This window comes from uncultured Maribacter sp., from assembly GCF_963974015.1.
In the GTDB taxonomy this organism is placed as follows: Bacteria; Bacteroidota; Bacteroidia; order Flavobacteriales; family Flavobacteriaceae; genus Maribacter.
In genome coordinates this window covers 88,036-111,912 of the sequence record NZ_CAXBBZ010000004.1, presented here as the reverse complement: position 1 = coordinate 111,912, position 23,877 = coordinate 88,036, and the positions used below count along the sequence as shown (strand labels likewise).

Annotated in this window: 28 protein-coding genes; 15 read left to right on the top strand and 13 right to left on the bottom strand. The window is 34.1% G+C overall.

Annotated features, from left to right (window positions below; all coding sequences use genetic code 11):
- The first annotated feature begins 241 nt into the window (after positions 1 to 241).
- Positions 242 to 373, top strand: a complete 132-nt coding sequence (locus AACZ41_RS09100) for a hypothetical protein (protein WP_339628102.1) — start codon at positions 242 to 244, stop codon at positions 371 to 373.
- On the opposite strand, the gene AACZ41_RS09095 is transcribed toward AACZ41_RS09100, so the two are convergent.
- Genes AACZ41_RS09095 through AACZ41_RS09085 form a run of 3 tightly spaced genes read right to left on the bottom strand, consistent with a single transcriptional unit; the run spans position 374 to position 2,889 of the window.
- Entirely contained in the window at positions 374 to 1,792 is a 1,419-nt protein-coding gene (locus tag AACZ41_RS09095) for a hypothetical protein (protein WP_339628101.1), read from the bottom strand.
- Positions 1,776 to 2,360 (bottom strand): hypothetical protein, encoded by a 585-nt coding sequence (locus AACZ41_RS09090; protein WP_339628100.1) that lies wholly within the window; start codon positions 2,358 to 2,360, stop codon positions 1,776 to 1,778. Before AACZ41_RS09090 ends, AACZ41_RS09095 begins: the two co-directional genes overlap by 17 nt.
- The gene (locus tag AACZ41_RS09085) at positions 2,344 to 2,889 is read right to left on the bottom strand and encodes an RNA polymerase sigma factor (RefSeq protein ID WP_339628099.1); all 546 of its coding nucleotides are present in this window, start codon (positions 2,887 to 2,889) and stop codon (positions 2,344 to 2,346) included. Before AACZ41_RS09085 ends, AACZ41_RS09090 begins: the two co-directional genes overlap by 17 nt.
- A 104-nt stretch (positions 2,890 to 2,993) precedes the next feature.
- Between AACZ41_RS09085 and AACZ41_RS09080 the strand changes: the two genes are divergently transcribed.
- The 5 genes from AACZ41_RS09080 (at position 2,994) to AACZ41_RS09060 (ending at position 7,443) form a co-directional block, all read left to right on the top strand.
- Positions 2,994 to 3,902, top strand: coding sequence for an aldose epimerase family protein (locus AACZ41_RS09080; RefSeq protein ID WP_339628098.1), 909 nt, complete (start codon positions 2,994 to 2,996; stop codon positions 3,900 to 3,902).
- Between the two features lie 32 nt (positions 3,903 to 3,934).
- Positions 3,935 to 4,507, top strand: coding sequence for a DUF2911 domain-containing protein (locus AACZ41_RS09075; RefSeq protein ID WP_339628097.1), 573 nt, complete (start codon positions 3,935 to 3,937; stop codon positions 4,505 to 4,507).
- Between the two features lie 38 nt (positions 4,508 to 4,545).
- Positions 4,546 to 5,535 carry a methylmalonyl Co-A mutase-associated GTPase MeaB gene (gene meaB / locus AACZ41_RS09070; protein WP_339628096.1) on the top strand — a complete coding sequence of 330 codons (990 nt, stop codon included), beginning with the start codon at positions 4,546 to 4,548 and terminating at the stop codon, positions 5,533 to 5,535.
- A gap of 83 nt (positions 5,536 to 5,618) precedes the next feature.
- Positions 5,619 to 6,578 carry a glycosyltransferase family 2 protein gene (locus AACZ41_RS09065; protein ID WP_339628095.1) on the top strand — a complete coding sequence of 320 codons (960 nt, stop codon included), beginning with the start codon at positions 5,619 to 5,621 and terminating at the stop codon, positions 6,576 to 6,578.
- Positions 6,562 to 7,443 carry a lysylphosphatidylglycerol synthase transmembrane domain-containing protein gene (locus AACZ41_RS09060; RefSeq protein ID WP_339628094.1) on the top strand — a complete coding sequence of 294 codons (882 nt, stop codon included), beginning with the start codon at positions 6,562 to 6,564 and terminating at the stop codon, positions 7,441 to 7,443. Before AACZ41_RS09065 ends, AACZ41_RS09060 begins: the two co-directional genes overlap by 17 nt.
- Positions 7,444 to 7,451: 8 nt before the next feature.
- On the opposite strand, the gene AACZ41_RS09055 is transcribed toward AACZ41_RS09060, so the two are convergent.
- The 4 genes from AACZ41_RS09055 to AACZ41_RS09040 are packed head-to-tail and all read right to left on the bottom strand — an operon-like array spanning position 7,452 to position 11,330.
- Complete coding sequence (locus AACZ41_RS09055) at positions 7,452 to 9,110, bottom strand: glycosyltransferase family 39 protein (RefSeq protein WP_339628093.1); 1,659 nt, start codon at positions 9,108 to 9,110, stop codon at positions 7,452 to 7,454.
- Positions 9,107 to 9,676 carry a phosphatase PAP2 family protein gene (locus tag AACZ41_RS09050; protein ID WP_339628092.1) on the bottom strand — a complete coding sequence of 190 codons (570 nt, stop codon included), beginning with the start codon at positions 9,674 to 9,676 and terminating at the stop codon, positions 9,107 to 9,109. Before AACZ41_RS09050 ends, AACZ41_RS09055 begins: the two co-directional genes overlap by 4 nt.
- A gap of 5 nt (positions 9,677 to 9,681) precedes the next feature.
- Positions 9,682 to 9,909 carry a hypothetical protein gene (locus tag AACZ41_RS09045; protein WP_091622933.1) on the bottom strand — a complete coding sequence of 76 codons (228 nt, stop codon included), beginning with the start codon at positions 9,907 to 9,909 and terminating at the stop codon, positions 9,682 to 9,684.
- 53 nt (positions 9,910 to 9,962) lie between these two features.
- Complete coding sequence (locus tag AACZ41_RS09040; protein WP_339628091.1) at positions 9,963 to 11,330, bottom strand: MATE family efflux transporter; 1,368 nt, start codon at positions 11,328 to 11,330, stop codon at positions 9,963 to 9,965.
- A gap of 358 nt (positions 11,331 to 11,688) precedes the next feature.
- On the opposite strand from AACZ41_RS09040, the gene AACZ41_RS09035 reads away from it, so the two are divergent.
- Positions 11,689 to 12,093 carry a response regulator gene (locus tag AACZ41_RS09035; RefSeq protein WP_339628088.1) on the top strand — a complete coding sequence of 135 codons (405 nt, stop codon included), beginning with the start codon at positions 11,689 to 11,691 and terminating at the stop codon, positions 12,091 to 12,093.
- 2 nt (positions 12,094 to 12,095) lie between these two features.
- Here AACZ41_RS09035 and mazG read toward each other — a convergent pair whose 3' ends face one another.
- Positions 12,096 to 12,872, bottom strand: coding sequence for a nucleoside triphosphate pyrophosphohydrolase (gene mazG, locus AACZ41_RS09030; protein WP_339628087.1), 777 nt, complete (start codon positions 12,870 to 12,872; stop codon positions 12,096 to 12,098).
- Between the two features lie 118 nt (positions 12,873 to 12,990).
- On the opposite strand from mazG, the gene AACZ41_RS09025 reads away from it, so the two are divergent.
- Both AACZ41_RS09025 and AACZ41_RS09020 read left to right on the top strand, forming a co-directional pair.
- Entirely contained in the window at positions 12,991 to 13,824 is an 834-nt protein-coding gene (locus tag AACZ41_RS09025) for a sugar phosphate isomerase/epimerase (protein WP_339628086.1), read from the top strand.
- Between the two features lie 8 nt (positions 13,825 to 13,832).
- Positions 13,833 to 14,741, top strand: a complete 909-nt coding sequence (locus tag AACZ41_RS09020) for an SMP-30/gluconolactonase/LRE family protein (RefSeq protein WP_339628085.1) — start codon at positions 13,833 to 13,835, stop codon at positions 14,739 to 14,741.
- 28 nt (positions 14,742 to 14,769) lie between these two features.
- Here the strand turns inward: AACZ41_RS09020 and AACZ41_RS09015 are convergent, their stop codons facing one another.
- Positions 14,770 to 15,231 (bottom strand): hypothetical protein, encoded by a 462-nt coding sequence (locus AACZ41_RS09015; protein WP_339628084.1) that lies wholly within the window; start codon positions 15,229 to 15,231, stop codon positions 14,770 to 14,772.
- 268 nt (positions 15,232 to 15,499) lie between these two features.
- Between AACZ41_RS09015 and AACZ41_RS09010 the strand changes: the two genes are divergently transcribed.
- The 4 genes from AACZ41_RS09010 to AACZ41_RS08995 are packed head-to-tail and all read left to right on the top strand — an operon-like array spanning position 15,500 to position 19,439.
- On the top strand, positions 15,500 to 16,231 hold the full coding sequence (locus tag AACZ41_RS09010; protein ID WP_339628083.1) for an MIP/aquaporin family protein: 732 nt from the start codon (positions 15,500 to 15,502) through the stop codon (positions 16,229 to 16,231).
- A 48-nt stretch (positions 16,232 to 16,279) separates the two neighbouring features.
- Positions 16,280 to 17,116, top strand: coding sequence for an alpha/beta hydrolase (locus AACZ41_RS09005; RefSeq protein WP_339628082.1), 837 nt, complete (start codon positions 16,280 to 16,282; stop codon positions 17,114 to 17,116).
- A 4-nt stretch (positions 17,117 to 17,120) separates the two neighbouring features.
- Positions 17,121 to 17,816: a GDSL-type esterase/lipase family protein gene (locus tag AACZ41_RS09000; RefSeq protein ID WP_339628081.1), complete on the top strand. Its 696-nt coding sequence runs from the start codon at positions 17,121 to 17,123 to the stop codon at positions 17,814 to 17,816.
- Between the two features lie 9 nt (positions 17,817 to 17,825).
- Complete coding sequence (locus tag AACZ41_RS08995) at positions 17,826 to 19,439, top strand: family 20 glycosylhydrolase (RefSeq protein ID WP_339628080.1); 1,614 nt, start codon at positions 17,826 to 17,828, stop codon at positions 19,437 to 19,439.
- 66 nt (positions 19,440 to 19,505) lie between these two features.
- On the opposite strand, the gene AACZ41_RS08990 is transcribed toward AACZ41_RS08995, so the two are convergent.
- From AACZ41_RS08990 to ruvX, 3 genes are read right to left on the bottom strand one after another with little or no spacing between them, the layout of a single operon-like run.
- On the bottom strand, positions 19,506 to 19,934 hold the full coding sequence (locus AACZ41_RS08990; RefSeq protein WP_339628079.1) for a DUF5606 domain-containing protein: 429 nt from the start codon (positions 19,932 to 19,934) through the stop codon (positions 19,506 to 19,508).
- Positions 19,935 to 19,994: 60 nt separating this feature from the next.
- On the bottom strand, positions 19,995 to 20,585 hold the full coding sequence (def, locus tag AACZ41_RS08985; protein WP_339628078.1) for a peptide deformylase: 591 nt from the start codon (positions 20,583 to 20,585) through the stop codon (positions 19,995 to 19,997).
- Positions 20,586 to 20,996 carry a Holliday junction resolvase RuvX gene (gene ruvX / locus AACZ41_RS08980; protein ID WP_339628077.1) on the bottom strand — a complete coding sequence of 137 codons (411 nt, stop codon included), beginning with the start codon at positions 20,994 to 20,996 and terminating at the stop codon, positions 20,586 to 20,588.
- A gap of 100 nt (positions 20,997 to 21,096) precedes the next feature.
- Between ruvX and AACZ41_RS08975 the strand changes: the two genes are divergently transcribed.
- Together AACZ41_RS08975 and AACZ41_RS08970 are read left to right on the top strand one after the other, a co-directional pair.
- On the top strand, positions 21,097 to 21,912 hold the full coding sequence (locus AACZ41_RS08975) for a 2,3,4,5-tetrahydropyridine-2,6-dicarboxylate N-succinyltransferase (protein WP_091623268.1): 816 nt from the start codon (positions 21,097 to 21,099) through the stop codon (positions 21,910 to 21,912).
- A gap of 291 nt (positions 21,913 to 22,203) precedes the next feature.
- The gene (locus AACZ41_RS08970; protein WP_339628076.1) at positions 22,204 to 22,998 is read left to right on the top strand and encodes a glycosyltransferase family 2 protein; all 795 of its coding nucleotides are present in this window, start codon (positions 22,204 to 22,206) and stop codon (positions 22,996 to 22,998) included.
- Here AACZ41_RS08970 and AACZ41_RS08965 read toward each other — a convergent pair.
- Positions 22,980 to 23,798 (bottom strand): glycosyltransferase family 2 protein, encoded by an 819-nt coding sequence (locus AACZ41_RS08965; RefSeq protein ID WP_339628075.1) that lies wholly within the window; start codon positions 23,796 to 23,798, stop codon positions 22,980 to 22,982. The genes AACZ41_RS08970 and AACZ41_RS08965 overlap by 19 nt on opposite strands.
- Positions 23,799 to 23,877 lie beyond the last annotated feature (79 nt).

Sequence of the window (23,877 nt, the reverse complement as noted above, 5' to 3'; positions counted from 1 at the left end):
GGTTTACATCGATTCAATAACAATGCTTTTACCTATGATTCAGCCCTTTACGGTAATGGTATTGACTTAGGTAATGAATAAAATTTCCATATTGTACAATGACCATATAAAATAGGCACATAGAAAAGAAGGTACAACCACCTATTGGGAAATTCTCATAAAGCTGTATCCAGATTCATATGCTGAAACAGAATCTGTAGAACCAGTCATTTTAACTGAAAATAAAAGAATAGAATTTGCTTTGGCATACGCCGATAATGATAAAAGTGCTGAGCGAGAAAATTTTATTCGATCAGTATTCGTGCCTGGTGAAGATAAAAATCAAGTGTGGATAGATGTAAATATTTTTGCAACGTTAGAATTAGTAAAGTAATTAGTGGATGACCACTTCACTATAATCGGATGTAATTACAACAGAACGATTACTCTTTTCTTTTAAATAAGAGCCTTTATTAATAATTGAAGTACCATTTTTAATCTGCTCTAACTTTAAAGTAGCTGGTACCTTAAGAGTAGAAGAATTACCCTTAACATAAACATCTGTAGCCACATTTGGCAATGATAGGTTTAATTCCCCATTTCGAACACTAATATCTAATTCTTTAAAATCTGGCCCCAATTCTAGTATATGTACTGCACCAAAGTTGTTTTTTATAAAAGCATTTTTAAGCAGTTTATTTATTGTAACGGCAGAGGATGTTGCTTGCAATTGCAATTGAACAACTTCAGACAATAATATTTCTTCTGAATACGCCGTGTTTAACTGACCATAATTCCATTTTTGAACATTGACAGGTGAATATGAAGCCGAAACATTAGTTTCTTGCCCATCTATGGTAGCTGCCCAAAGGCTTGAATGCGAAAGTTTCGCATTCAAGTTTTTGGTATTCGCTGCTAGTTTTACTTCTCCATGGCGTACATCCATTTTTATACGGGTAGACTTAGGTAACTTAATTTTTATGATTTTTTTTATTTTATAATTCTTTTGGCCTTCATTCGTATTCAAATAGAAAATATTTGGTGCGCTGATTAAACTATCGCGTCGTAAAAAAGCATAGCTCCTTATCGAATCTCTTTCCGCCAGACGATGTTCACGGTCTCTTTCATGCTCTTCAAGCCGCTGTTCCATTTCTTTGGCACGTTCTTCCATATGCTTAATGCGTTCTTCATTTTGTTTTTCCATACGCTTTTCCATTTCCTCAGCTTGCTCTTCCATTTTTGAAGCCCATTCTTCTAAACGTTCTTGATGATCTTTATCAAAACTTTTCTCAAAATTCTTCTGCCATTTTTTCATGTACTTATCCCCATCTTTTTTATAAGCTTCATAATCGAATGAAAATGCCTCTGTTCGTGGTAATGGCGGCATATTGGGAAACGGGGCTATTTGCGGCATATTCATAACAAATGATGCAATTTCCGGCATTTCGATATGCAAATCACTATGATCAAATTCAAAATCTGTTCCGTCAATAGAAAAGAATGTATGGTTTCTTGATTTTGATGCTATAGTAACTTTCTTACTATTACCTAATATTTCAATTGGATTACCCTTAAAATAAACATCCGCCTCCTCTTTGGTAGCACCTTCTAAGGTGATGGTGGCCGTAATGGCCACCTCATCTTTGTCCCACGTTTCAAATTCAATATCAGCGTAGCTGGTATTGATGTCTACAACGGCATCTTCTGCCACAATAAATCGTTCTTGAAATGTTTTACTTTCCTTCTGGGCATATAACCCACAGGTAATTAATAGCCCTAATGCAATGATGAGTTGCCTAAATACTGTTTTCATTGATCTGTTCATTTTTCGATAATTTTAATTCGTTTAACTTTCTCTTTAATTTCTGTAATAATTGTAATCGTAATTGCAAATTCTCTATCAGCGCCGTTATAGTTTGATCATTTGGACCTAATTCTTTCAACTCTGCGTTTAACGTTTTATACTCCAAGTTCAGATTATTGAGTTGTTCCATAAAACCGTCAATTAAATCTTTAGTATCAGGCGATACTTCTAGTTTGGCTAATTCTAGATTAATATTGGCCACATAATAATTTTCTACTTTTTTAAGATCTGGAGATAGATCCCCAAAAGTAAATTCAGTTTGTCTTTCATTGATAGGATCATTACCCACAACTGTATTCTCAAAATTGCTATTTTCATTCAATAAAAAATAACCTACACCTACACTTAGTATGATCGCTATCGAAGCAGCAACTTTTACCCATGCCCAATTCGGTTTTTTATCTTCAGGCAGTGATTGCTGCAGTTTCTCTAAAAACCGCTCTTCATGTCCATTATTTATGGTGAATTTCTGCTCTCGCTCTTCTTTATTGAACATTTCCCTAAGATCCTGTTCCATATTTCTTTTTTTTTAATAGTTCTTTTAAATGTCCTTTTCCTCGTAATAACCTTGTTCTACAGGCAGATTCTGAAATATTCAATACCTGAGCAATTTCTTGATGGTCATACCCTTCTAGCAAATACATGAGTATTACATACTTGTATTTACTCTCTAAATCATCAATTGCAGATCTCACCTGTTCTATACTAATTGTCGATGGTACATTCCAATTATCATCATCTTCCACAACCTGCATATAACCTTCATGTAAAGCCACAACATTATCTTTTTTTGACTTTAAAAAATCAATACTCTTATTAATAACAATTCGCTTCAGCCATGCTCCAAACGTTACATCTCCCTTAAACTGATGTAGTTTTTGAAAAGCTTTTATAAATGATTCTTGTAAAACATCTTCTGCATCATCTGTATTCTTTACAAATCGCATAGCAACGATAAACATACCATCACAATATTTTCTGTACAGTTGCAACTGTGCAGTTCTATCATTTGCTTTACATTTCTCTACGACATTGCTTTGAAACATCGGTTGAATAAGTTGGTTTAAGTTTGTTGTTATAATAAGGACGTTAGAAAAAAAAGAATGTTGCAAAAATCTTTATTTTTACATTGTATAATTAATAGCTCCCTTTGAAACAAGTTACGATTTCCAATAAGTTTATGACCCTGATGGTGCTAGATTATGGCGCTACGATACAAAAATTACTGGTAAAAGGTAAGGACGGAAACTATACCAATGTCGTTGTTGGTTTTAATCATCCAAGTAGATATCGTTTAGATGATAATATGCTTGGTGCAAGTGTAGGTCGTTATGCTGGTCGTATTTCTAACGGCGGATTTGAACTTGATAGAGAAAAATTTTATTTATATCATGAAGATGGAGTTCATTTACATGGTGGCAAAGAAGGTTTTCATCATAAATATTGGTCTATTGATGAAGTAAACAATGATGACAACCCCTCAGTTAAACTTTCTTATAAAAGTAAGCATTTAGAAGAAGGTTACCCTGGCAACCTTACTGTAAATGTTACCTATAAACTAATGAATAATGCATTACAGGTAATTTATGAAGGAACTACAGATAGAAGCACCGTTATTAATCTTACCAATCATTCTTATTTTAAACTTGATTCAGACCCGTATATAGACGATTATGAATTGCAGTTAAACTGTCCGTATAGACTTGAAATGAATGAAAAATTACTTCCTACAGGAGACATTATTCCTGTTAGGAAATCTGAATATGATTTTTTATTACCAAGAAAAATCGGAGTACAACGTTTAAATACAGTTTTCATTAAGGATATTGGTAATGAAAAAGTTGCAGAAGTGCATTCAAAAACCTCTGGTATTTCAATGAAGGTATATACCAATCAACCAGCAGTAGTTCTATACACCCCTTCAGATTTTCCAGGTATTTGTTTTGAAACACAAAATTATCCTGATGCCCCCAACCAACCAGATTTCCCTAAAAGCGTCTTAAGGCCAGGTGATATCTATAACAACATCTCTATCTTTAAATTTGATAGTTTACCCTAAAATGTAATTTACGTACTATAGTTTTTTAGCACATGAAAGTATTGATAAAAATCCTTATGAGTATTGCTGTGCTTATAGCTCTCATTTATTTTGGTGCTATACCCTATATACATCATGAAGCCAAAAAATTCAGTCCCGAAAAAACAGCTACTATGGACCTTGGAGGAGGCTCGTTGAAAGTAGATTATTCGAGTCCGTCAAAAAAAGGAAGAACAATTTTTGGTGAGTTAGTGCCTTTTGGTAAAATATGGAGAACTGGAGCCAATGAACCTACTACTTTTACCACGACCGAGCAAATTAAAATTATCGACAAAACTCTACCTGCAGGAAGGTATTCTTTATGGACGATACCTAACAAAAATTCTTGGAAGGTTATTTTCAATACCGAAATACCCGAATGGGGCGTAACACGTGTAGATGGTAACCAAACTACTCATGAAGCGAAGTACGACTACTTGACTATTGAAGTACCTATCAAAAAATTAGAAGAACCGGTAGAAGATTTATCTATTAATTTTGAGGATATTGAGATAAATAATACGTCTCAAAATAATTTAAGTTTAGCATGGGATACTACCAAAATTATGGTTCCCATATACAAATAGTACATTTACATCAGGTCTACCAAAACCAAAACTGTTTCATGAATATAGCCAACCTTAACACTAAAGAAATAATTGAGGGTATTTACTCGAACAATATCGCAATTGTTAGTAAGGCTATTACCATTATTGAGAGTACAAAGCCAGAACATCGTATTATCGCTAATCAAATAATTGAAGGCTGTATTTCAAAAAAACATGACACCATTCGAATTGGCATAACCGGTGTACCAGGCGCTGGAAAAAGCACCTTTATAGAACATTTCGGTAGTATGCTCACCGGTTTTGAAAAAAAAGTAGCGGTGCTTACAATTGACCCTTCTAGCAGCAGAACAAAGGGTAGTATTTTAGGAGACAAAACACGAATGCAAGAATTGGTGAAAGACCCTAATGCCTACATTAGACCATCTGCCTCTGGTTCTTCTCTTGGTGGTGTTACTAGAAAAACTCGAGAAAGTATTGTTATCCTTGAAGCAGCTGGTTTCGACATTATTCTAATTGAAACGATTGGGGTGGGGCAAAGTGAAACAGCCGTACATGATATGGTAGACTTTTTTTTACTTCTAAAATTAGCAGGTGCAGGAGATGAATTACAGGGAATAAAAAGAGGAATTATAGAAATGGCAGATTCTATAGTTATCAATAAATCTGATGGAAATAATGTGCAAAATGCCGCTCGGGCAAAAATGGAATTCGCCAGAGCTTTACATATGTTTCCGCCTAAAGAAAATGGTTGGTCTCCTGAAGTTTTAACATGTTCTGCATTAGAAAATAGAGGTTTGGAGGAGATTTGGAAATTAATAGCCAATTATTGCCAGACCATGAAAGAAACCGGTTATTTTAATAAAAACAGACAACAACAAAATGAAAAATGGCTTATTCAATATCTAGAACAAGAACTTTTATCGAAATTCTATCAAAATCCGAAAACCAAAAAGTTATTGCCGTTACTTAAGAAGGAGGTTATCAATGGTAATACGTCACCTTTTTCAGCCGCAGAAAAACTATTGAATGTGCTTTCAACAAACTAGTTTACGAGAGTACTTAGTAATAATCAAGTTCTTTTTCTTAAAGATAAAAAACATAACTTTGCAGCTATTCCAAAAACAACCCAATGCAACCTGTTACCACTTCCCTACTTTCGGTCGTTGTTCCTTTATATAACGAAGAAGATAATGTGGCTTTATTGACACAAAAAATTCACGAAAGCTTGGTAGGCTACCATTATCAAATTATTTATGTTGATGATTTTTCTAAAGACGACACTAAAAAAGTGGTGAAAGCCCTTAAAGATGATAAGGTTCATCTTATAGAACTTAAGAAAAATTACGGTCAAAGTTTAGCTTTGGCGGCAGGTCTTGATTATGCAGATGGGGAATATATCATTACTATGGATGGGGATCTGCAAAACGACCCTTCCGATATACCCGAGATGCTTACCTATGCAGTGAGTGAAGAATATGATGTAGTAACGGGAATTCGTCAAAAACGCAAAGATTCCCTTGTTAAAAAAATACCCTCTAAAATCGCCAATTTTCTGGTGCGCCGAGTCACCAAATTAGATATAAAGGATAATGGATGTGCCCTTAAAGTTTTCACTAAAGATATAGCCAAAGATTTAAACCTATATGGCGAAATGCACCGATTTATTACCCTTTTAGCACATTTAGAAGGCGCACAAATAAAACAAATTCCTGTAAAACACCATGCACGTCATGCAGGTGTTTCTAAATACGGTTTAGAACGTGTATTTAAAGTGGTTGCAGATATGATGCTACTACTATTTATTCGCAAATACTTTCAACGTCCAATACACCTTTTCGGCATATTCGGCTTTTTAATGATTCTTTTGGGTGTAATAATAAATTTATATCTCTTTGTCGTAAAAGTAGGTTTTGGGCAAGATATAGGCACAAGACCTTTATTAATGTTCGGAATGATGTTCATTCTTGCAGGAATTCAATTATTCACCATAGGTATTGTTATGGAATTATTGATACGTACGTATTATGAATCACAAAAGAAAAGACCGTACCGCATTAAAAAAGTAAGCGTAGGTGGCGAAGTTAAATAAAAAAGTAACCTCCGGATTAAAAGTCCTTATCAGTGCAATTCTTATTTATTTCATTCTTACAAAAATTAATGTAGAAGAAATAAAGGAGATATTGGTAAAGAGTAATCCTTCTTATTTTTTCGGTGCAGCTATTTTCTTTATCATTTCTAAGGTGATAGCGGCTGTGAGGCTTAATCTTTATTTTCATCAACTCAGTATATCTCTTACCCATAAAAGCAATCTTAAACTGTACCTTTTGGGGATGTTCTATAACCTCTTCTTGCCAGGTGGCATTGGTGGTGATGCTTATAAAGGCTACATTTTAAAGAAGAGTTTCGATGTGCCTACCAAAAAAATGGTGAGTGTTTTGGTGTTAGACCGTTTAGGAGGTCTTCTTATACTCTTTATTTATGCTTGTGCCTTATTATCTTTTCTAGATTTAGAAGCCCTAAATGGTTTTCGATGGATGTTCATTTCAGCTATTCCATCGTCCGTTGTAGTATTTTGGTTTTTAAACAAAAGATTTTTCAATTATGTGCTTCCCATTTTTTGGAATACCACAGTCTTATCGGCTTTGGTACAGTTGGCCCAATTAATTAGTATATATTTTATTTTATTTGCACTGAAAATAGAACTAAATCAAATCGCATATCTTATCATTTTCCTTGTTTCTTCAATCGTATCGGTTGTTCCTTTAACCCTAGGAGGCATAGGTAGTCGTGAAGTCACATTTTTTTATGGTGCGCAGCTATTAGGGCTAGACCAGAATATATCGGTTGGTGTAAGTGTATTATTCTTTTTAATAACTGCAATCGTTTCTTTAGCAGGAGTATGGTATCACTTCAAAAAAATAAGGCTAGAATCTTTGGTAACTTCAAAGCAATAAAAGATTACTTAGTAAATATGCAGCAAATGCATTTTACGAGTAACTTTTTTACGTGTATTCGGGTTTAAAAATTTGCCTTGAAGACGAGTTATTCGAAACTGATCAACAGAAATTTTAGAATCCCAATCTAGGCCACTATTCTGCAATATTGATACGTCTTCATCACTAGCATATACCCAAATATCCTTTTTGCCTTCTAATAAATTTGGGGTCGTTATTTGAACAGGATGTTGATTGTAAAAATCTAAAGACCATGTATAATCTGAACTAACCTTATACACTCTATCTACAGGAATATTTTTTAATTTTATGATTTTCGCCATTGAAGAGCCACCTTGAAACTCCAATAAATTAGGATAAAAATGCAAATTCAAAACAGTGTTCAATAATAATGAAGAACAGACAGAAATAGTAATTAATCGTACATAAACACCTTCTCGTTTTAATGCGTAAAAAATAATAATTAGCCCTGCAATTGATAGAAAGATATTAGTCACTATACTCTTTAATTCAAATACATAAAAACAAATTAAAGCAGAGGCTATGAATACCACACCAAGTATAAAATATTGACCTTTCATCAGCAATCGTATTACTTTCTCTCTATCATATCGATATAAATCATAGAGATAAGATGCCGTTAAAACTGCAAACAAAGGAATAGTAATATTTAAATAGTGTGGTAGCTTAAATTGTGCAAAACTAATAACTGCAAATATTAAAGTTATTCCTCCTAAGGTTAATACTTCAAACTTGTCGTTATATCTAAATTTAAGCTTAATTAGTCTTTTTACCTTAGTATAATAGGCAATAATTCCAAGAATTGTCCAAGGTAGAAATACCCATAAAAAAGTATGAAAAAAGAAGAAAAAGTCACTACTATTTTTTCCTATTCCTTCACCACTTAGTCTTTCAAAACTTTGTTCCCAAAAAATAAAGAAAATGCCACTACGGTTATCCTTACCACGAATTACTTTTTCAGGGTGTAAATCGAATTGAAGGTAATATGCATATAACATCGGGCTAATAGTCACTCCAAAAACCAAAAGCGCCACCAATACCTTCCAACTTAAAAATACTTTCCATTTATCTGTATACAAAAGGTGGCACAAAATGGGCAAACCAATAACCAATAAAGAAATCTGCCCTTTAGTGGAGAATGCTATCCCTGCTGCAAAGGCTCCTATTACAATTCCTTTTAAAGAACCTTTTTCGATATACGTGGTTAGTTGCCAAATCGCCAAAATACTAAAACCTGTTAATACCGCATCGGTACGTACATCTATGGCTCCCAATACAATTGTTTGGGCAGTCATAAAAATTAACGCCGATAATTTACCAACATGTTTTCCGTATAAAAGATTTCCCAAACCGTAACAACTGTATGCCGCAAGTAATGTGGCCAAAATACCAGGTATTCTGTACGCCCAATCACGTATTCCAAAAATTTTATAGGATAAAGCAGCAAGCCAATAATGCATATGTGGCTTATCTAAATACTCTTCTGGACCTTTAAATAAGCTGAAAAAATCATTTTCTTGAACCATTCGCATGGCCATTACCGAAAACTGTGCAGAATCATTCTCAAACAACGTAACAAACATACCTGCCACGTAAACCATGAATATCAAAACAATTAAAAACCAGTACCTTAGATTAGATATCATAGGGAGAATTTGCGAAGTGCAAATATAAATAACTTTACAAACAACCAGCCGAACAACGAACCTATTACAGCACCAGTAATAATATCCAGTGGAAAGTGAACGCCAAGGTAAATGCGACTATACGCAACCAAAGCAGCCCAAAACACTAAAAAGACACCAATATGTTTTATGGTTGACTTTAAAATACTACCAAAAAATACTGCTATGGCAAAAGCATTAGCGGCGTGTGCCGAGAAATAGCCATACTGCCCACCGCAATAACTTTTAACCAAGCGCATGACCGGTCTTATTTCGGGATCATGACAAGGTCTTAATCTGGCAACGCCATACTTAAAAAAGTTACTTAATTGGTCCGTAACAGTGATTAACAAAGCAACGGAAATCAATAAAATTAAGGTTCTTTTGAGTCCGAATTTTTGGTATGAAAGTATAAGAAGAAATATGTACAACGGTACGGCACTCAGCTTGTGGGATATAAATTGAAATAGATTATCCCATTGAGGTGTACCCAAACCGTTGAGGTATATAAAAAATTCTTTGTCAAATTGTAATAACTCTTGAAGCATATTACTTAATCTTCATATCTAGAGACTTCTCTATCGTAGAAAGCGGTGGCAGCTACTATTAAATTTTCTGCTTCCTCTTCTAATTCTTTTTCATCCTCCTTAGAAAATTCTTCAAGCCATTCTACTTCGTCATTTTCAAGATTTATAATAAACCTTGGAAATTCGGTATGTACAACAAATATTGCTGTTGGATAATCAGTATTGTCACCCAGTAAAAATTTTGGAAATTCCATAAAAAATATACTATATAAGTTGAAATTTAATTGCTCATTAGGTATTGAAACAATTACCCAGCAATTAGTTTTTTTGTTAAATAATTAAATCGAAGATACAACATAATGGCCGATGCGGTTAAACCTGTTAGCAAACCAATCCAAATACCAGTACTTTTCAAATCTGTGTAGAGACCCAAGTAAAAACTTACAGGAAAACCTATTAACCAATAAGAAATAAAAGTAATAACCGTTGGTATTTTGACATCTTGTAATCCACGTAACGCACCTAGCACCACTACTTGAATTCCGTCTGAAATTTGAAAAAATGCAGCCACCAATAATAACTCGGCCGCAATAACTATAACTTCTGTATTATCAGTGATGTTGGCTAAATCATTAATATCTAAATATAAAGAAGGGAACCAAAACCTACCTAATAAGAAAAGAATAGCAAAGAATATTTCTAACAAAAAGGTCAGTAAAAATATGGACTGGGCAATGCGCCTTAGGTCGGTAAAATTCGTTAAGCCTTTTTGATTACCAACTCGTATCATAGCAGCTATTCCTAGACCCATACCAAACATAAAGGTCATACTACTTAAGTTCAAGGCAATCTGGTTAGCTGCTTGTGCATTTTTACCTAAAACACCGCTTAACCATACTGCAGAGGTAAAAATACCAACTTCAAAAAACATTTGTAATGATGAAGGGAATCCTAATTCTATGATTTTCTTTATCACCGTTTTCTCAATTTTAGCAAAATCGAATCCGGTTACGTAGTATTTAAATTTCTCTTTGGTTTTTAAAATAAACCATAAATAAAATACCATAAAAAATCGAGAGACAAGCGTACCTATTGCAGCTCCTACAATTCCCATTTCTGGAAAACCAAAAGTTCCAAATATTAAAAGATAGTTTAATATAATATTAATAATGTTTGCCACAATGGTTGCGTACATTGGGTATTTAGTTTGCGACAAGCCTTCTGAAAATTGTTTAAATGCTTGAAAAATAATCAACGGAACCAATGAAAAAGCAACCAAATCTAAATATGGCAATGCTAACACTACCACCTCAGCCGGTTGATTCATCATGTGCATTACGGGTTTCGCCAGCAAAATCGATCCGAATAAGGTCAAACCCAGAATTGTGCACAACATCAAACCATGCTTCAATGCTCTTTTAGCATCCTTTTTATTACCTGCTCCATCTGCTTCTGCGACCAAAGGTGTAATTGCAGTAGAAAAACCTATACCCAACGACATAGCTATAAACACAAAACTATTACCCAATGAAACTGCTGCTAATTCAGCTGTACCTAATTGGCCAACCATAATATTATCTGCCAATTGCACGAAAGTATGACCCAACATTCCTAAAATTACAGGAACGGAAAGCTTAATATTATATCTAAATTCTTTGGTGAATTTTTGTAACAAACCTTAATCTAAAATTTTGGCAAAGGTACTTCTAATTAGCCTATTTCAGCTTAAATAGAACCGTATTAAAAAGTTGGAAATCTTTGCAAACATTCTCTTTTGATTATAATTCAAATAAAAATTATCTCAACAAATAACCACTACACTATATGGTATAAGAAAAGATTTTGTCCTATTTATAAATAAAAAAACTATAAATAAGCAGAGCTGAATGATTATTCATCAATAATTTCTTCCCCAAAAAAAATAGCCATCAGAAAATATAGATGAAATATATTTCAAGCTAATGTACTATTTGCACATAATAAAGCGTTATTCATATTGTATTAACACTACAAGACCATTAACTATTAGTAGTATGAGTGAAACACCATTAATTTGGATAATCGACGATGACGATATTTCAAAATATGTAATGAATAGAAACCTTAGGCAACTTTCGGTAACTAATGTTATTGAATTTACAGATTCAACTCAGCCCTTAAAAATTTTATCTGATAATTTTGATTCTACAGATAAATTACCAGACATAATTCTTTTAGACCTGTATATGCCTATTCTTGATGGGTTTCAATTTATGGAAAAATTTAAGGTCGCAATTAAAAGAATAAAAAAAAACATACAAATCTATATGCTGACTTCTTCATTTAGCTCAGAGGACGTAGACCGTGCAAAATCAATTCCTGAAATTTCAGAATATATTGTTAAACCGATTACCCTTAGAAATTTAACGAGAATTGTCGATAACGTTTTACAAGAATAGGATTATTCTTTAGTCTTAGCTTCATTCCAAAATATATCCATTTCTTTTAAGGTCATATCCTGTAAATTTTTACCCATTTGTTTTGCGTTTTTCTCTAAATACTGAAAACGTTTAATGAATTTTTTATTGGTTCTTTCGAGCGCATTTTCAGGATTAACACCTAAGAATCTAGCGTAATTTATCATCGAAAAAAGTACATCTCCGAATTCAGATTCAATTTTATCGACTTCCCCAGATGCAACCTCTACTTGTAATTCACCTAGTTCTTCTTGTACTTTTTCAAATACCTGTTCTGGTTTTTCCCAATCAAAACCTACCCCTGCAACTTTATCTTGTATTCTATTCGCCTTAACAAGTGCGGGCAAACTTCGTGGCACACCTTCCAAAACACTTTTTTTACCTTCTTTTAGCTTTATCTGTTCCCAGTTGCGTTTCACTTCTTCAGCATCGGCAACTTTTACATCACCATAAATATGAGGGTGTCTATTAATTAATTTATCGCCTATGGCATTTGCAACGTCTGCAATATCGAAGTCCTCAGTTTCTGAACCAATTTTAGCGTAAAACAAAATATGAAGAAGTACATCTCCTAATTCCATCTTCACTTCGTTCAGATCATTATCTAGTATAGCATCGCCCAACTCGTAAGTTTCCTCAATAGTCAAATGCCGAAGTGATTGCATTGTCTGCTTTTTATCCCAAGGGCACTGCTCACGTAACTCGTCCATGATAGTTAATAATCTATCAAGGGCATTTAATTGATCTTTCCTACTATTCATTGGTGAAGTTTTTACAAAAATACGTATCACAGGTATGACCCACTAAAATTCCTGTTTAGTTTTTGTACATTTAAATGCCTAAAACCTACAATCTTTTATAACCAAAAAGCCAACTCTCATGAAGACGCGAAGAAATTTCCTTAAACAATCAAGTTTATTCGGTGCCGCAACACTGATAATGCCACAATTTAGTTATGCTATAACTAAAAATTCAACTTATGGTGTTCAACTATATTCCTTTAGAGATAGCATGTTAGAGAATCCTAAGAAAACACTAGAAGATATTGCTAATTTAGGTTTTAAAGAAATTGAAAGTGCAGGTTCGGCAAAAGGATATTACTACGGTCTTACACCTACAGAAATGGGACAAACTTGTAAAGATTTAGGCATGAAAATTACAAGCGGCCATGTACGTCTTGATGATAAATTTGAAAAAACTATGGAAGATGCTGTTGCCTCTGGCCAAGAGCATCTTATTTGTTCTTCAATGCCGTCGGATGGACAAACAGTTGATAATTATAAGAAAGTAGCCGAACAGTTTAATGTTGCTGGGGAAGCGTGCAAGAAATTAGGCCTGAAATTTGGATATCACAACCATGAATATGAATTTGATACTGAAAATGGGCAGGTTCTTTACGATGTGTTAATGGACAATACTCAAGTTGATTTAGTACATATGGAATTGGACCTTGGCTGGGTTGTCGTTGCTGGCAAAGATCCAATTTCTTACTTTAAGAAATACCCAGGTAGATTTCCCCTGTGGCACTTAAAAGATATGGATATGACCAAAAAGGAAAGTACTGAATTTGGTAAAGGAGTTCTCGACATAGCGTTAATGCTGAAAAATAAAGAACTTTCTGGTGTAGAACATATTTATATAGAACAAGAAGAATATGCTAGCACACCTGTTGAAAGCATGAAATACAATATGGATTATCTTAAGAATATTTAGTGCCAATTATGAAAACAACCATTCAATTTATAACAACAATTATTTGCTCAATTTCAATAATTTCCTGTAAATCTCAATCAGTAGATTTGGTTGCTGAAGGTGCAGGATTAATTCAAATTTCAAACGAGTATAGTTTCACGGAAGGTCCTGCATCGGACAAAAACGGAAATGTATTTTTCACAGACCAACCAAATGACAAGATTATTAAATGGAATGAGTCAGATAACACATTAAGTATTTTCAAGGAACCTGCAGGTAGGGCCAACGGTTTGTATTTTGACCATAATGGGAAATTATTGGCAGCAGCTGATAATGAAAATGAACTATGGCGAATTAATGAGAATGGTATGGTAGATACACTTATAACCAATTTTGAGGGTAAAAAATTAAATGGACCAAATGATATCTGGGTAGATCTACAAGGAGGAATCTATATTACCGACCCCTATTACCAAAGACCCTACTGGGATAGAACTACTGCTGAAATTGAAGAAAAAAATGTGTATTACATTTCACCGGACTTAAAAAATATTACCATTGCTGCAACTGATTTTGTACAGCCTAATGGCATTATTGGCACACCAGATGGTAAAACACTTTATGTGGCAGATATTGGAGACCAAAAAACCTATTCTTATTCCATTCAAAATAATGGAACATTGACAAACCGCACGTTATTTACAGATATGGGTTCTGACGGTATGACCATTGATAATAAAGGAAACATATACCTTACTGGTGAAGGTGTAACTGTTTTTAACTCGAAAGGTCATAAAATACAACACATACCTATTAATGAGGAATGGACTGCAAATGTTACATTTGGTGGAAAAAACCAAGACATTTTATTTATAACCGCCAAGGGCTCTGTCTATACTTTAAAAATGAATGTTCATGGTGTTAGATATACCGAGTAACTCCTTCAGATAAAGTAAAAAATTACTATTATTTTAAAAATCTCCTACTTGAAATACCAGGTAAATCATCATTTACACTTTCAGTCAATGTTGACGAATTAAAAGTCATAGTAGAAAATTCACTATTATTTAAATTCAAAACATTACTTAGAATTGTCCATTTACCTGTATAGTTTATAGCACGACCACATCTTATATCATAAAGGTCTCCAGTTATACTTGTTATATTCAGTTCAATTAAGTCCATATTCCACGTTCCATCTCCACTTACCGTTAGCAATCCTGTCAAACAAGAAAGTTCGTCTAACATATTTACCGAGGACACACCATCTTCATTAGGGTCTTGAGCTGTACTTAAATTTACTTCGGTCAAATTATAAGTACCAATAACTAATGGACTTTCCTGACTCTCATTGCCATCATCATCTGACGAGCAGGCTGCAAAGATTATTATCGAACAAAAAACAAGAACATATTTAACAAATTTCATAGCGTATTAGTAATTTAAAATCAACCTGGCGAAAGTTAAGATAAATATTTTTCATGCTATTTAATTCCAACACGATTCATAAAATTACAAAATCAGTGTTCCTTATTAAATCTTTAAAAACCAAAAGATCTAATTAATGCCATTAAATCAAAAAACATTGAGTTTCACATATCTAACCAGTCGCAATTATCAATAATGTAACAAACCGTTTTAATTCTTAATTATTCCTCGTTTTTTTTTATCTTAATCCACTTAAACCAACCAAACAATGATTGTATATATTTTTGAATTTATCGGAACTGCCATGTTAATACTTATAGGAAATGGAATCGTTGCCAACCTAGTTTTAAAAGGAACAAAAGGTAGTGACTCTGGTTGGACAGGTATTTCTTTAGCATGGGGTATAGCAGTTTTCATAGGTGTATTTATGTCTGCCGATGTCAGTGGCGCACATCTTAACCCTGCTGTTTCCATTGGTCTTGCAACCGCAGGTAAATTTTCATGGGCATTAGTACCTGGTTACATTATTGCTCAAGTATTAGGTGCTATTATGGGCAATCTTTTAGTATGGTTAACCTATAAAAAACAATACGAAGCCACAGAAGATACGGGTTCTATATTAGCAACATTCTCAACCTCCCCTGCCATAAAAAGTCCTTTTTGGAATTTGGTAACTGAAATCATCGGTGCTTTCGCACTTGTTTTTGGTGTTTTCTATATTGCTGGCGGTGCAATGGGTGAAAATGCTGTCTCCTTAGGTTCTTTAGATGCCCTACCTGTTGCATTACTTGTTATGGGTATAGGATTCGGACTAGGTGGGCCTACAGGCTACGCTATTAATCCAGCAAGAGATTTTGGCCCGCGTTTATTGCATTCGATATTACCAATTAAAAACAAAGGTAAAAGCGATTGGGGTTATGCTTGGGTACCTATAGTTGGCCCTATTATCGGTGGCGTATTGGCAGCTCTTATATATCAATTAATTGAATCGTTTATTTAAAAAAATAGATTGAAAAATATACTTCTCATACCTTGTTTACTAGTTTCGATGAATATACTCGCCCAAAGTATTATTGAATTGCCGTTCACCCCTAACTCTGAAGTTAAATGGTCAACCGACGAGAAAGAGTACTTCTCGGAAATATGGGATACTCAAGTAATAACCAATGTATCTGTACCACGATTAGAAGTATATGAAGCTGATCAACCAAATGGAACTAGTGTAATTATTGCACCTGGAGGTGGACTTTACGGATTAAGTATTAACAGTGAAGGGCGAGATGTTGCCAAGTGGTTAAATAATAGAGGAATTACCGCTTTTGTGTTAAAATATCGACTGGTACCTACAGGTATTGATGGCGTTAAAGAGATTACCGATGAAGGAAATACCAATCCTGCTAAAATTAGTGAAAGGGTATCTCCCGTACTACCACTTTCGATTGCAGATGGTTTGGCAGCCATTACATATGTAAGAACTAATGCAAAAGAAATGAAGTTAGACCCAAACAAAATTGGCTTTATAGGTTTCTCGGCAGGTGGCGCAGTTACTATGGGAGTAACATTTAATTATACACAGGAAAATAGACCGAATTTCATTGTACCTGTCTACCCTTGGATGACCATAATCGGCGAGTACAAAGTCCCTAACGATGCTCCAGCTATGTTAGTTGTATGCGCCTCTGATGATCCATTAGAACTTGCAAAGCCAAGTGCTGACTTGTACTCTGCTTGGTTAACAAATGGCAAAAATGTTGGAATGCATATGTACTCGAAAGGCGGACATGGTTTTGGTATGAAAAAACAGAATCTTGCTTCTGATAATTGGATTTCACAATTTTATAGTTGGGCACTTACCGAAAGTTTAACAAAACCAACAGTCAATTAAATTCATGCAACATAAAAATCATTATTCTACCGAATTAAAAATAGGCAAACTCTTTCTTCTATATTTTTGCATAATATTAAGTAGTTTTTACTGTAGTGCACAGTCAGAAATCACCTTTTCTAATGAGGTCAATGCTATCACAGAAAAATACGATACTATTTGGGACACTAATCGCGAAACCATCGTTTTTACAGGAAGTTCAAGTGTACGATTATGGAAGGACCTAGAGCAGAGTTTTCCAAATCATCAAATTGTAAATTCTGGGTTTGGAGGTTCTCAATCAACTGACTTACTATATTTCTTAAATGATTTGGTGTTAACTTATAACCCAAAAAAAGTTTTTATTTATGAGGGTGACAATGATTTATGGGCAAAAAAAAGACCAAATCAAGTTCTTGATACCACAGAAGAGATCATCCGTCGAATAAAAGCAAACAGTCCATCAACCCAAATTATATTAATAGCTACAAAACCAAGTATTAGCAGATGGGCGATTCGTGGAAAATATAAAAAGTTAAATAGAAAATTCGAACGCCTTGCAAAAAAAGATGTTCAATTAGATTATGTAGATGTTTGGCACCCCATGCTAAATAATAGAAAACTAATGACTGATATTTTTATTGAAGACGGACTGCACATGAACCAAAAAGGCTACGATATTTGGTATGAAGCCATGAAAAATTTAGTAAACAACCCATAATAAAAGACAATGTTTAAAACCCTTTTTATCAGAAGTTTATTTTTTACCGCTCTCACCTTAGCCTTTATTGCTTGTAGTGAGAAAAAAAAAGAACGAATTGCCATGCCTACAACTGATTTGTCTAAAGTTAGTTTAATTCCAAAACCTTTAAGAACAACACCAACAAATTCAGCGTTTGCATTAGATCAGTTTACCGCTATCTATACCTCAAAAAAGGCAACAGGTTTTGAAGAGGTAGGTACCTTTTTGGCAGATAAGTTAAAAAATAAAACGAACTTAACAATACCTGTAAATTCTGAAGGCGCCAATACAATTGAAAGAGTTATATACATCAACCAGAGCGATAGCATAGACTTGGAATCGACTGAAGCATATCAACTATACATAAATCAAGATTCAATCATTATTAATGCGAATACAGCTGAAGGAGCTTTTAGAGGTATACAGACGTTAAGACAATTGGTGCCGATTGAAAGTAACGACACATTGGCTCTACAGAAAATTTGGCCAATACCGTCGGGGAAGATTGTCGACAATCCTAACTTTGGCTATAGGGGCTCTATGTTAGACGTTGCAAGACATTTCTTCAGTGTTGATGATGTAAAAAAATACATCGACCTACTAGCCTATTATAAAATAAATGTGCTGCATTTACACCTAAGTGATGACCAAGGCTGGCGTATAGAAATTAAATCTTGGCCTAAATTAACCGAAGTTGGTGGTAGCACGGAAGTTGGTGGTGAATCTGGCGGATTTTACACCCAAGAAGATTACAAAGATATTGTTCGTTATGCAGCTGAGCGATACATGACCATTATACCTGAAATAGATATGCCAGGCCATACAAACGCTGCTTCTGTTTCTTATCCGTTCTTAAATGGCAATGGTAAAACACCTAAACTTTATGAAGGTATGCGTGTTGGCTTTAGCACATTTGACACCCATAAGGATACTGTGTATTCTTTTATTGATGATGTCGTAAGAGAAATCTCGGCAATAACACCTGGCCCATATTTTCATGTTGGTGGAGATGAAAGCCACGTGACAAAGAAAAATGATTATATCTATTTCATTAATAAAGTAGAAAAGATTGTTCAGAAACATGGTAAACGAATGATAGGCTGGGATGAAGTAGCCATAGCGGATGTAGATTCTACTTCTATTTCACAATGGTGGGCAAGCGAAGAAAATGCAAAAAAAGCTGTAGAGAAAGGAATGAAAATAATCATTTCACCTGCCAAAAAAGCATATTTAGATATGGAATATGACACCTTATCTAAGTTCGGCTTACACTGGGCCGCTTACATACCAGTTGATACTGCTTATGTTTGGACACCGGAAGAATATGGTATACCTGTAGAAAATATATTAGGCGTAGAAGCGCCACTTTGGTCTGAAACAATTAGTAATATAGATGAACTAGAATATTTAGCATTCCCAAGAATAATTGGCTATTCTGAACTTAGTTGGAGTATTAAAGAAAATAGGAACTGGGAAGATTATAAAATACGTTTGGCAGATCAAGCTCCCTTTTTAGATAGAATGGATGTAAAGTATTATCCCTCGCCTTTAATTGATTGGAAAAAAAGTGATTTCACATATGAAACTATTAAAAAAGACTAAATAAACTACTGCATAAAAAAAGCCTTGATTTAAAAATCAAGGCTTTTTATTTTAATTGAAACTCTTTTATTCCTCCTCAGAGGCATCACTTGCTTCTTCCTTTTCACTTGAAAAATCAGTTATTTTATTATCTGCCAATATATTATACCATTGAATTACTTTTTTAATATCACTAACATAAACACGATCTTCATCGTAATTAGGAAGCACTTCGAAAAAGTATTCTTCTAATTTTATTTTTTCATCTTTGTGGCTAATTGAAGTTTTTCCTCCATCTTCTTTAGATTGTATTTTTTCAAAAACCTCTCTTAACGGCACTTCTTCTTCAAGCGTGTAAATTGCTATCTCCGATAATACACTTACGCTGGCACGTAGACTTACGGTTATTCTTTTTCCATCCAATAAAGACTCCGCCACAAATCCAGTTCTTGTTTGGGTAATTAATTTATATAAACCTGGTTTTCCTGCAACAGATAAAATTTTCTCTAAACCCATAAACTATTTTAAAATTTAAGTAGACAAAGATTACACTTTTCTATTAATTAAAATATGATTTTAACGTCCTTTTTTCATTGCAGGGAATTTCATACGATAATCTACACTTATCTTCCCTTTAGATATATTCGTTAATCTACCCTTTAACATTCTTTTTTTTAAGGCTGATAATTTGTCAGTGAACAAAATACCTTCTATATGATCGTACTCGTGTTGAATAACCCTTGCCAATAGACCATCAAAAGTTTTTGAATGTTCCTTGAAATTTTCATCTAAATAGGTGATTTTAATAGTATCCTTTCTATTTACATCTTCACGTACATCTGGTATACTTAAGCAACCTTCGTTAAAAGCCCACTCCTCTCCTGTTTCTTCTTCAATATAGGCATTGACAAACACTTGCTTAAAGCCATCCAATTGCTTCTGCTCTTCTGCAGTTAAATCTTCATCATCAGAAAATGGTGTGGTATCTACTAAGAATATTCTTATAGGCAAACCAATTTGAGGAGCAGCAAGACCAACACCGCTCGCATTATACATTGTTTCCCACATATGAGAAATCAAATCATTCAGTTTAGGATAATCTTTATCAATATCATCCGCAACTTTTCTTAATACGGGGTCTCCGTATGCAATAATGGGTAAAATCATTTATAATGTCTTTAAAAAATCTTGTAAAATAATGGTTGCGCTAATCTCATCGATTAATGCTTTATTCATTCGTTGCTTCTTTTTTAGACCGCTATCTAACATGGTTTGAAATGCTATTTTAGATGTAAAACGCTCATCATGCCTTTTTATAGGAATCGTTGGGAATTTTTCTGCTAGTTTAACTAAAAATGGTTTTATGTACACCTCAGACTCTGAGGCCTTATTATCCATTTGTTTTGGTTCGCCGACTACAATGGTATCAACCTTTTCTGTTTTTATATATGTGGTTAAATAGTCAAATATTTCGCTCTCAGGAATGGTAGTTAAACCGAAAGCAATCATTTGCATCTCATCAGTAACTGCCAAGCCAATTCGTTTTACACCATAATCAATTGCAAGAATCCTTCCCAAACTTAATTTTTGGCAAAAATAAAGGATAATTTGTTATATGTGCTTTTACAAATGGTGAATTCCTCCGCTTCAACTTATATTTGAGAAAATTTTGATGAAAATGACAGAACTGAGAGCACAAATAGAAAAAGCATGGGAAAATAGAGACCTATTAAAAGAGTCTGCAACCCAAGATTGCATTAGAGAGGTTATCGACCTTTTAGATGTAGGTAAATTAAGATGCGCCGAACCAACTTCCAACGGATGGCAGATTAATGAATGGGTTAAGAAAGCCGTAGTGATGTATTTCCCTATTCAAAAAATGGAAACCTTAGAAGCAGGTATTTTTGAATATCACGATAAAATTCCGCTAAAAAGGGGATATGCCGAAAAAGGAATACGAGTAGTACCTAATGCCGTTGCACGACATGGTGCATATATTTCAGCTGGCACTATATTAATGCCCAGTTACGTAAATATTGGTGCTTACGTTGATGAAGGCACTATGGTAGACACCTGGGCCACAGTCGGAAGTTGTGCCCAAATCGGCAAAAATGTGCACTTAAGTGGAGGTGTGGGTATAGGTGGAGTTCTTGAACCATTGCAAGCAGCCCCAGTGATTATTGAAGATGGTGCTTTTATTGGTTCTCGTTGTATTGTCGTAGAAGGTGTTAGAATAGAGAAAGAAGCTGTGCTAGGAGCAAATGTAGTTTTAACAATGAGTACAAAAATTATAGATGTTACAGGTGAAACACCAGTAGAAAGAAAGGGATTAGTACCTGCACGCTCAGTGGTTATACCTGGTAGTTACACTAAAAAATTCCCTGCTGGCGAATTTCAAGTACCCTGTGCCTTAATCATTGGTCAAAGAAAGGAAAGCACTAATAAAAAGACATCATTGAACGATGCTCTACGGGAGTATGATGTAGCAGTCTAAACAAAAAAAATATACCTCTCGACCATTATCGACCCCATAAAAAGTAGTCAAGAGGTTTATTTTTTATACAATTCATTACCATATGTTTTTCAACCCGAAGAATTCAAAATTGACATTTTTCAGAAATTAAACGCAACCTTTTTGACAAATACAACTCTAGTTAGCAAGCAATAACTTGATAAATAGAATTTTAAACTTGTAAGAATTTTACCTCGTGATACAATTTTTTAATTCCTTTTTTGTTATAACTTTGTTCGCTCCAATTAGAGCCAACCTACCAAATTGGATTATATGGTTACCAATAAAGAAAAACTTACCGCATTAATTATCACATACAATGAAATGGGCTACATTGAAAAATGTTTAGATTCCGTTTCTTTTGCTGATGAAATTATTGTAGTCGATTCTTTCAGTACCGATGGAACTTATGAATTTTTAAAGAGTCACCCAAAAGTAAAGGTTATTCAAAATCCGTTTGAAAATTTTACAGCTCAGAAATCATTTGCTTTAAAACAAGCAACTAATGATTGGGTATTGTTTTTAGATGCTGATGAAATTGTTTCTACTTCTTTACAGATGGAAATTTCAGAAACAGTCTCTAACGATACTGAGATATCTGCATTTTGGTTTTATCGCCAATTTATGTTCAAGAATAAAAAGTTGAATTATAGCGGTTGGCAAACAGATAAGAACTATAGACTTTTCAGAAAAAGTAAAGCATCTTTTTCAGATTGTAAAATAGTGCATGAAACTTTAGATGTTGAAGGAACTTCTGGCATTTTAAAGGAAAAACTAATCCATTATTGCTACAAAAACCACGAAGATTACAAAGGTAAAATGTTGAAATACGGTAGGTTAAAAGCTATTGAATCATTTTACAGAGAAAAGAAATATAGTTATGCAATGATGATTGCAAAAACTAGTTGGAAATTCTTTAACCATTATATATTGCGCCTTGGCTTTTTAGATGGCAAAAAAGGTTTTATTATTTGTCACTTAAATTCACTTGGAGTTTTAGAACGCTACAGGGAACTTAAAAAACTTGAACAAAAGAACGAACTTGCGTATTACTTGGTAATGCCGTAAAACGTCCATACACTTTTCTCCTTTTTAGTCGTATTTCTAATTCCCACATTTTTTGCTATCGATTCTGGTGTCTTATACCCCCTTTTGTGGTCTAAGTGTACACATACGGCACTATAACGAAGTTGTTTAGATTTTAACCCGAAATTAAAAAGTCGTTCACCTAATTCTCTATCCTGACCACCGTACTGCATTCGTTCATCGAATCCGTTTACATTCTCGATATCTTTTTTCCAACCAGATGAATTATGTCCGTTCCAACTTGCATTGGTAGGTGTAATCCAATTCAGAATTTTAGAAATAAATCCATGAGCAGTAAGTTTGTTGTTCTTGAAAGTTTGCGGAATACCTTTATCTTTCAACCATTGAATATTAAAACAACGTTGTTTTTCAATATCCTCTAGTGTGATCAACTTAGATATATTCATGGGCAACATATAATAACCACCAGAAATAAAATACCCTTGTTCTTTATTGATATAATGAACCTGAACGAAATCTTCTCTAGGTATACAATCGCCATCGGTCATTATAATATAATCGGCAGAGCAAGTAGTTACTGCCTTATTTAGAATTTTTGACTTTTGAAAACCATCATCCTCTTGCCACACGTGTACAATAGGATAATGAACCTTTTTAGACATTTCTGCAATCATTTCTTTCGTTGGTTCTTTCGAACCATCGTCAGCTATGACAACTTCAAAATCTTTAAAAATTTGTTGCTCAAAACCCCAGAGGACCTTCTTTAACCATTCTTCGGCATTATATGTACTAACTATGATACTTATTTTAGGAATCTCCATACTGCGTTTCAAATTACCACAAAAATATAAAAGTCTTATCTATCTTTGAACTTGAAAAGACTGTCTACATTAATAAACG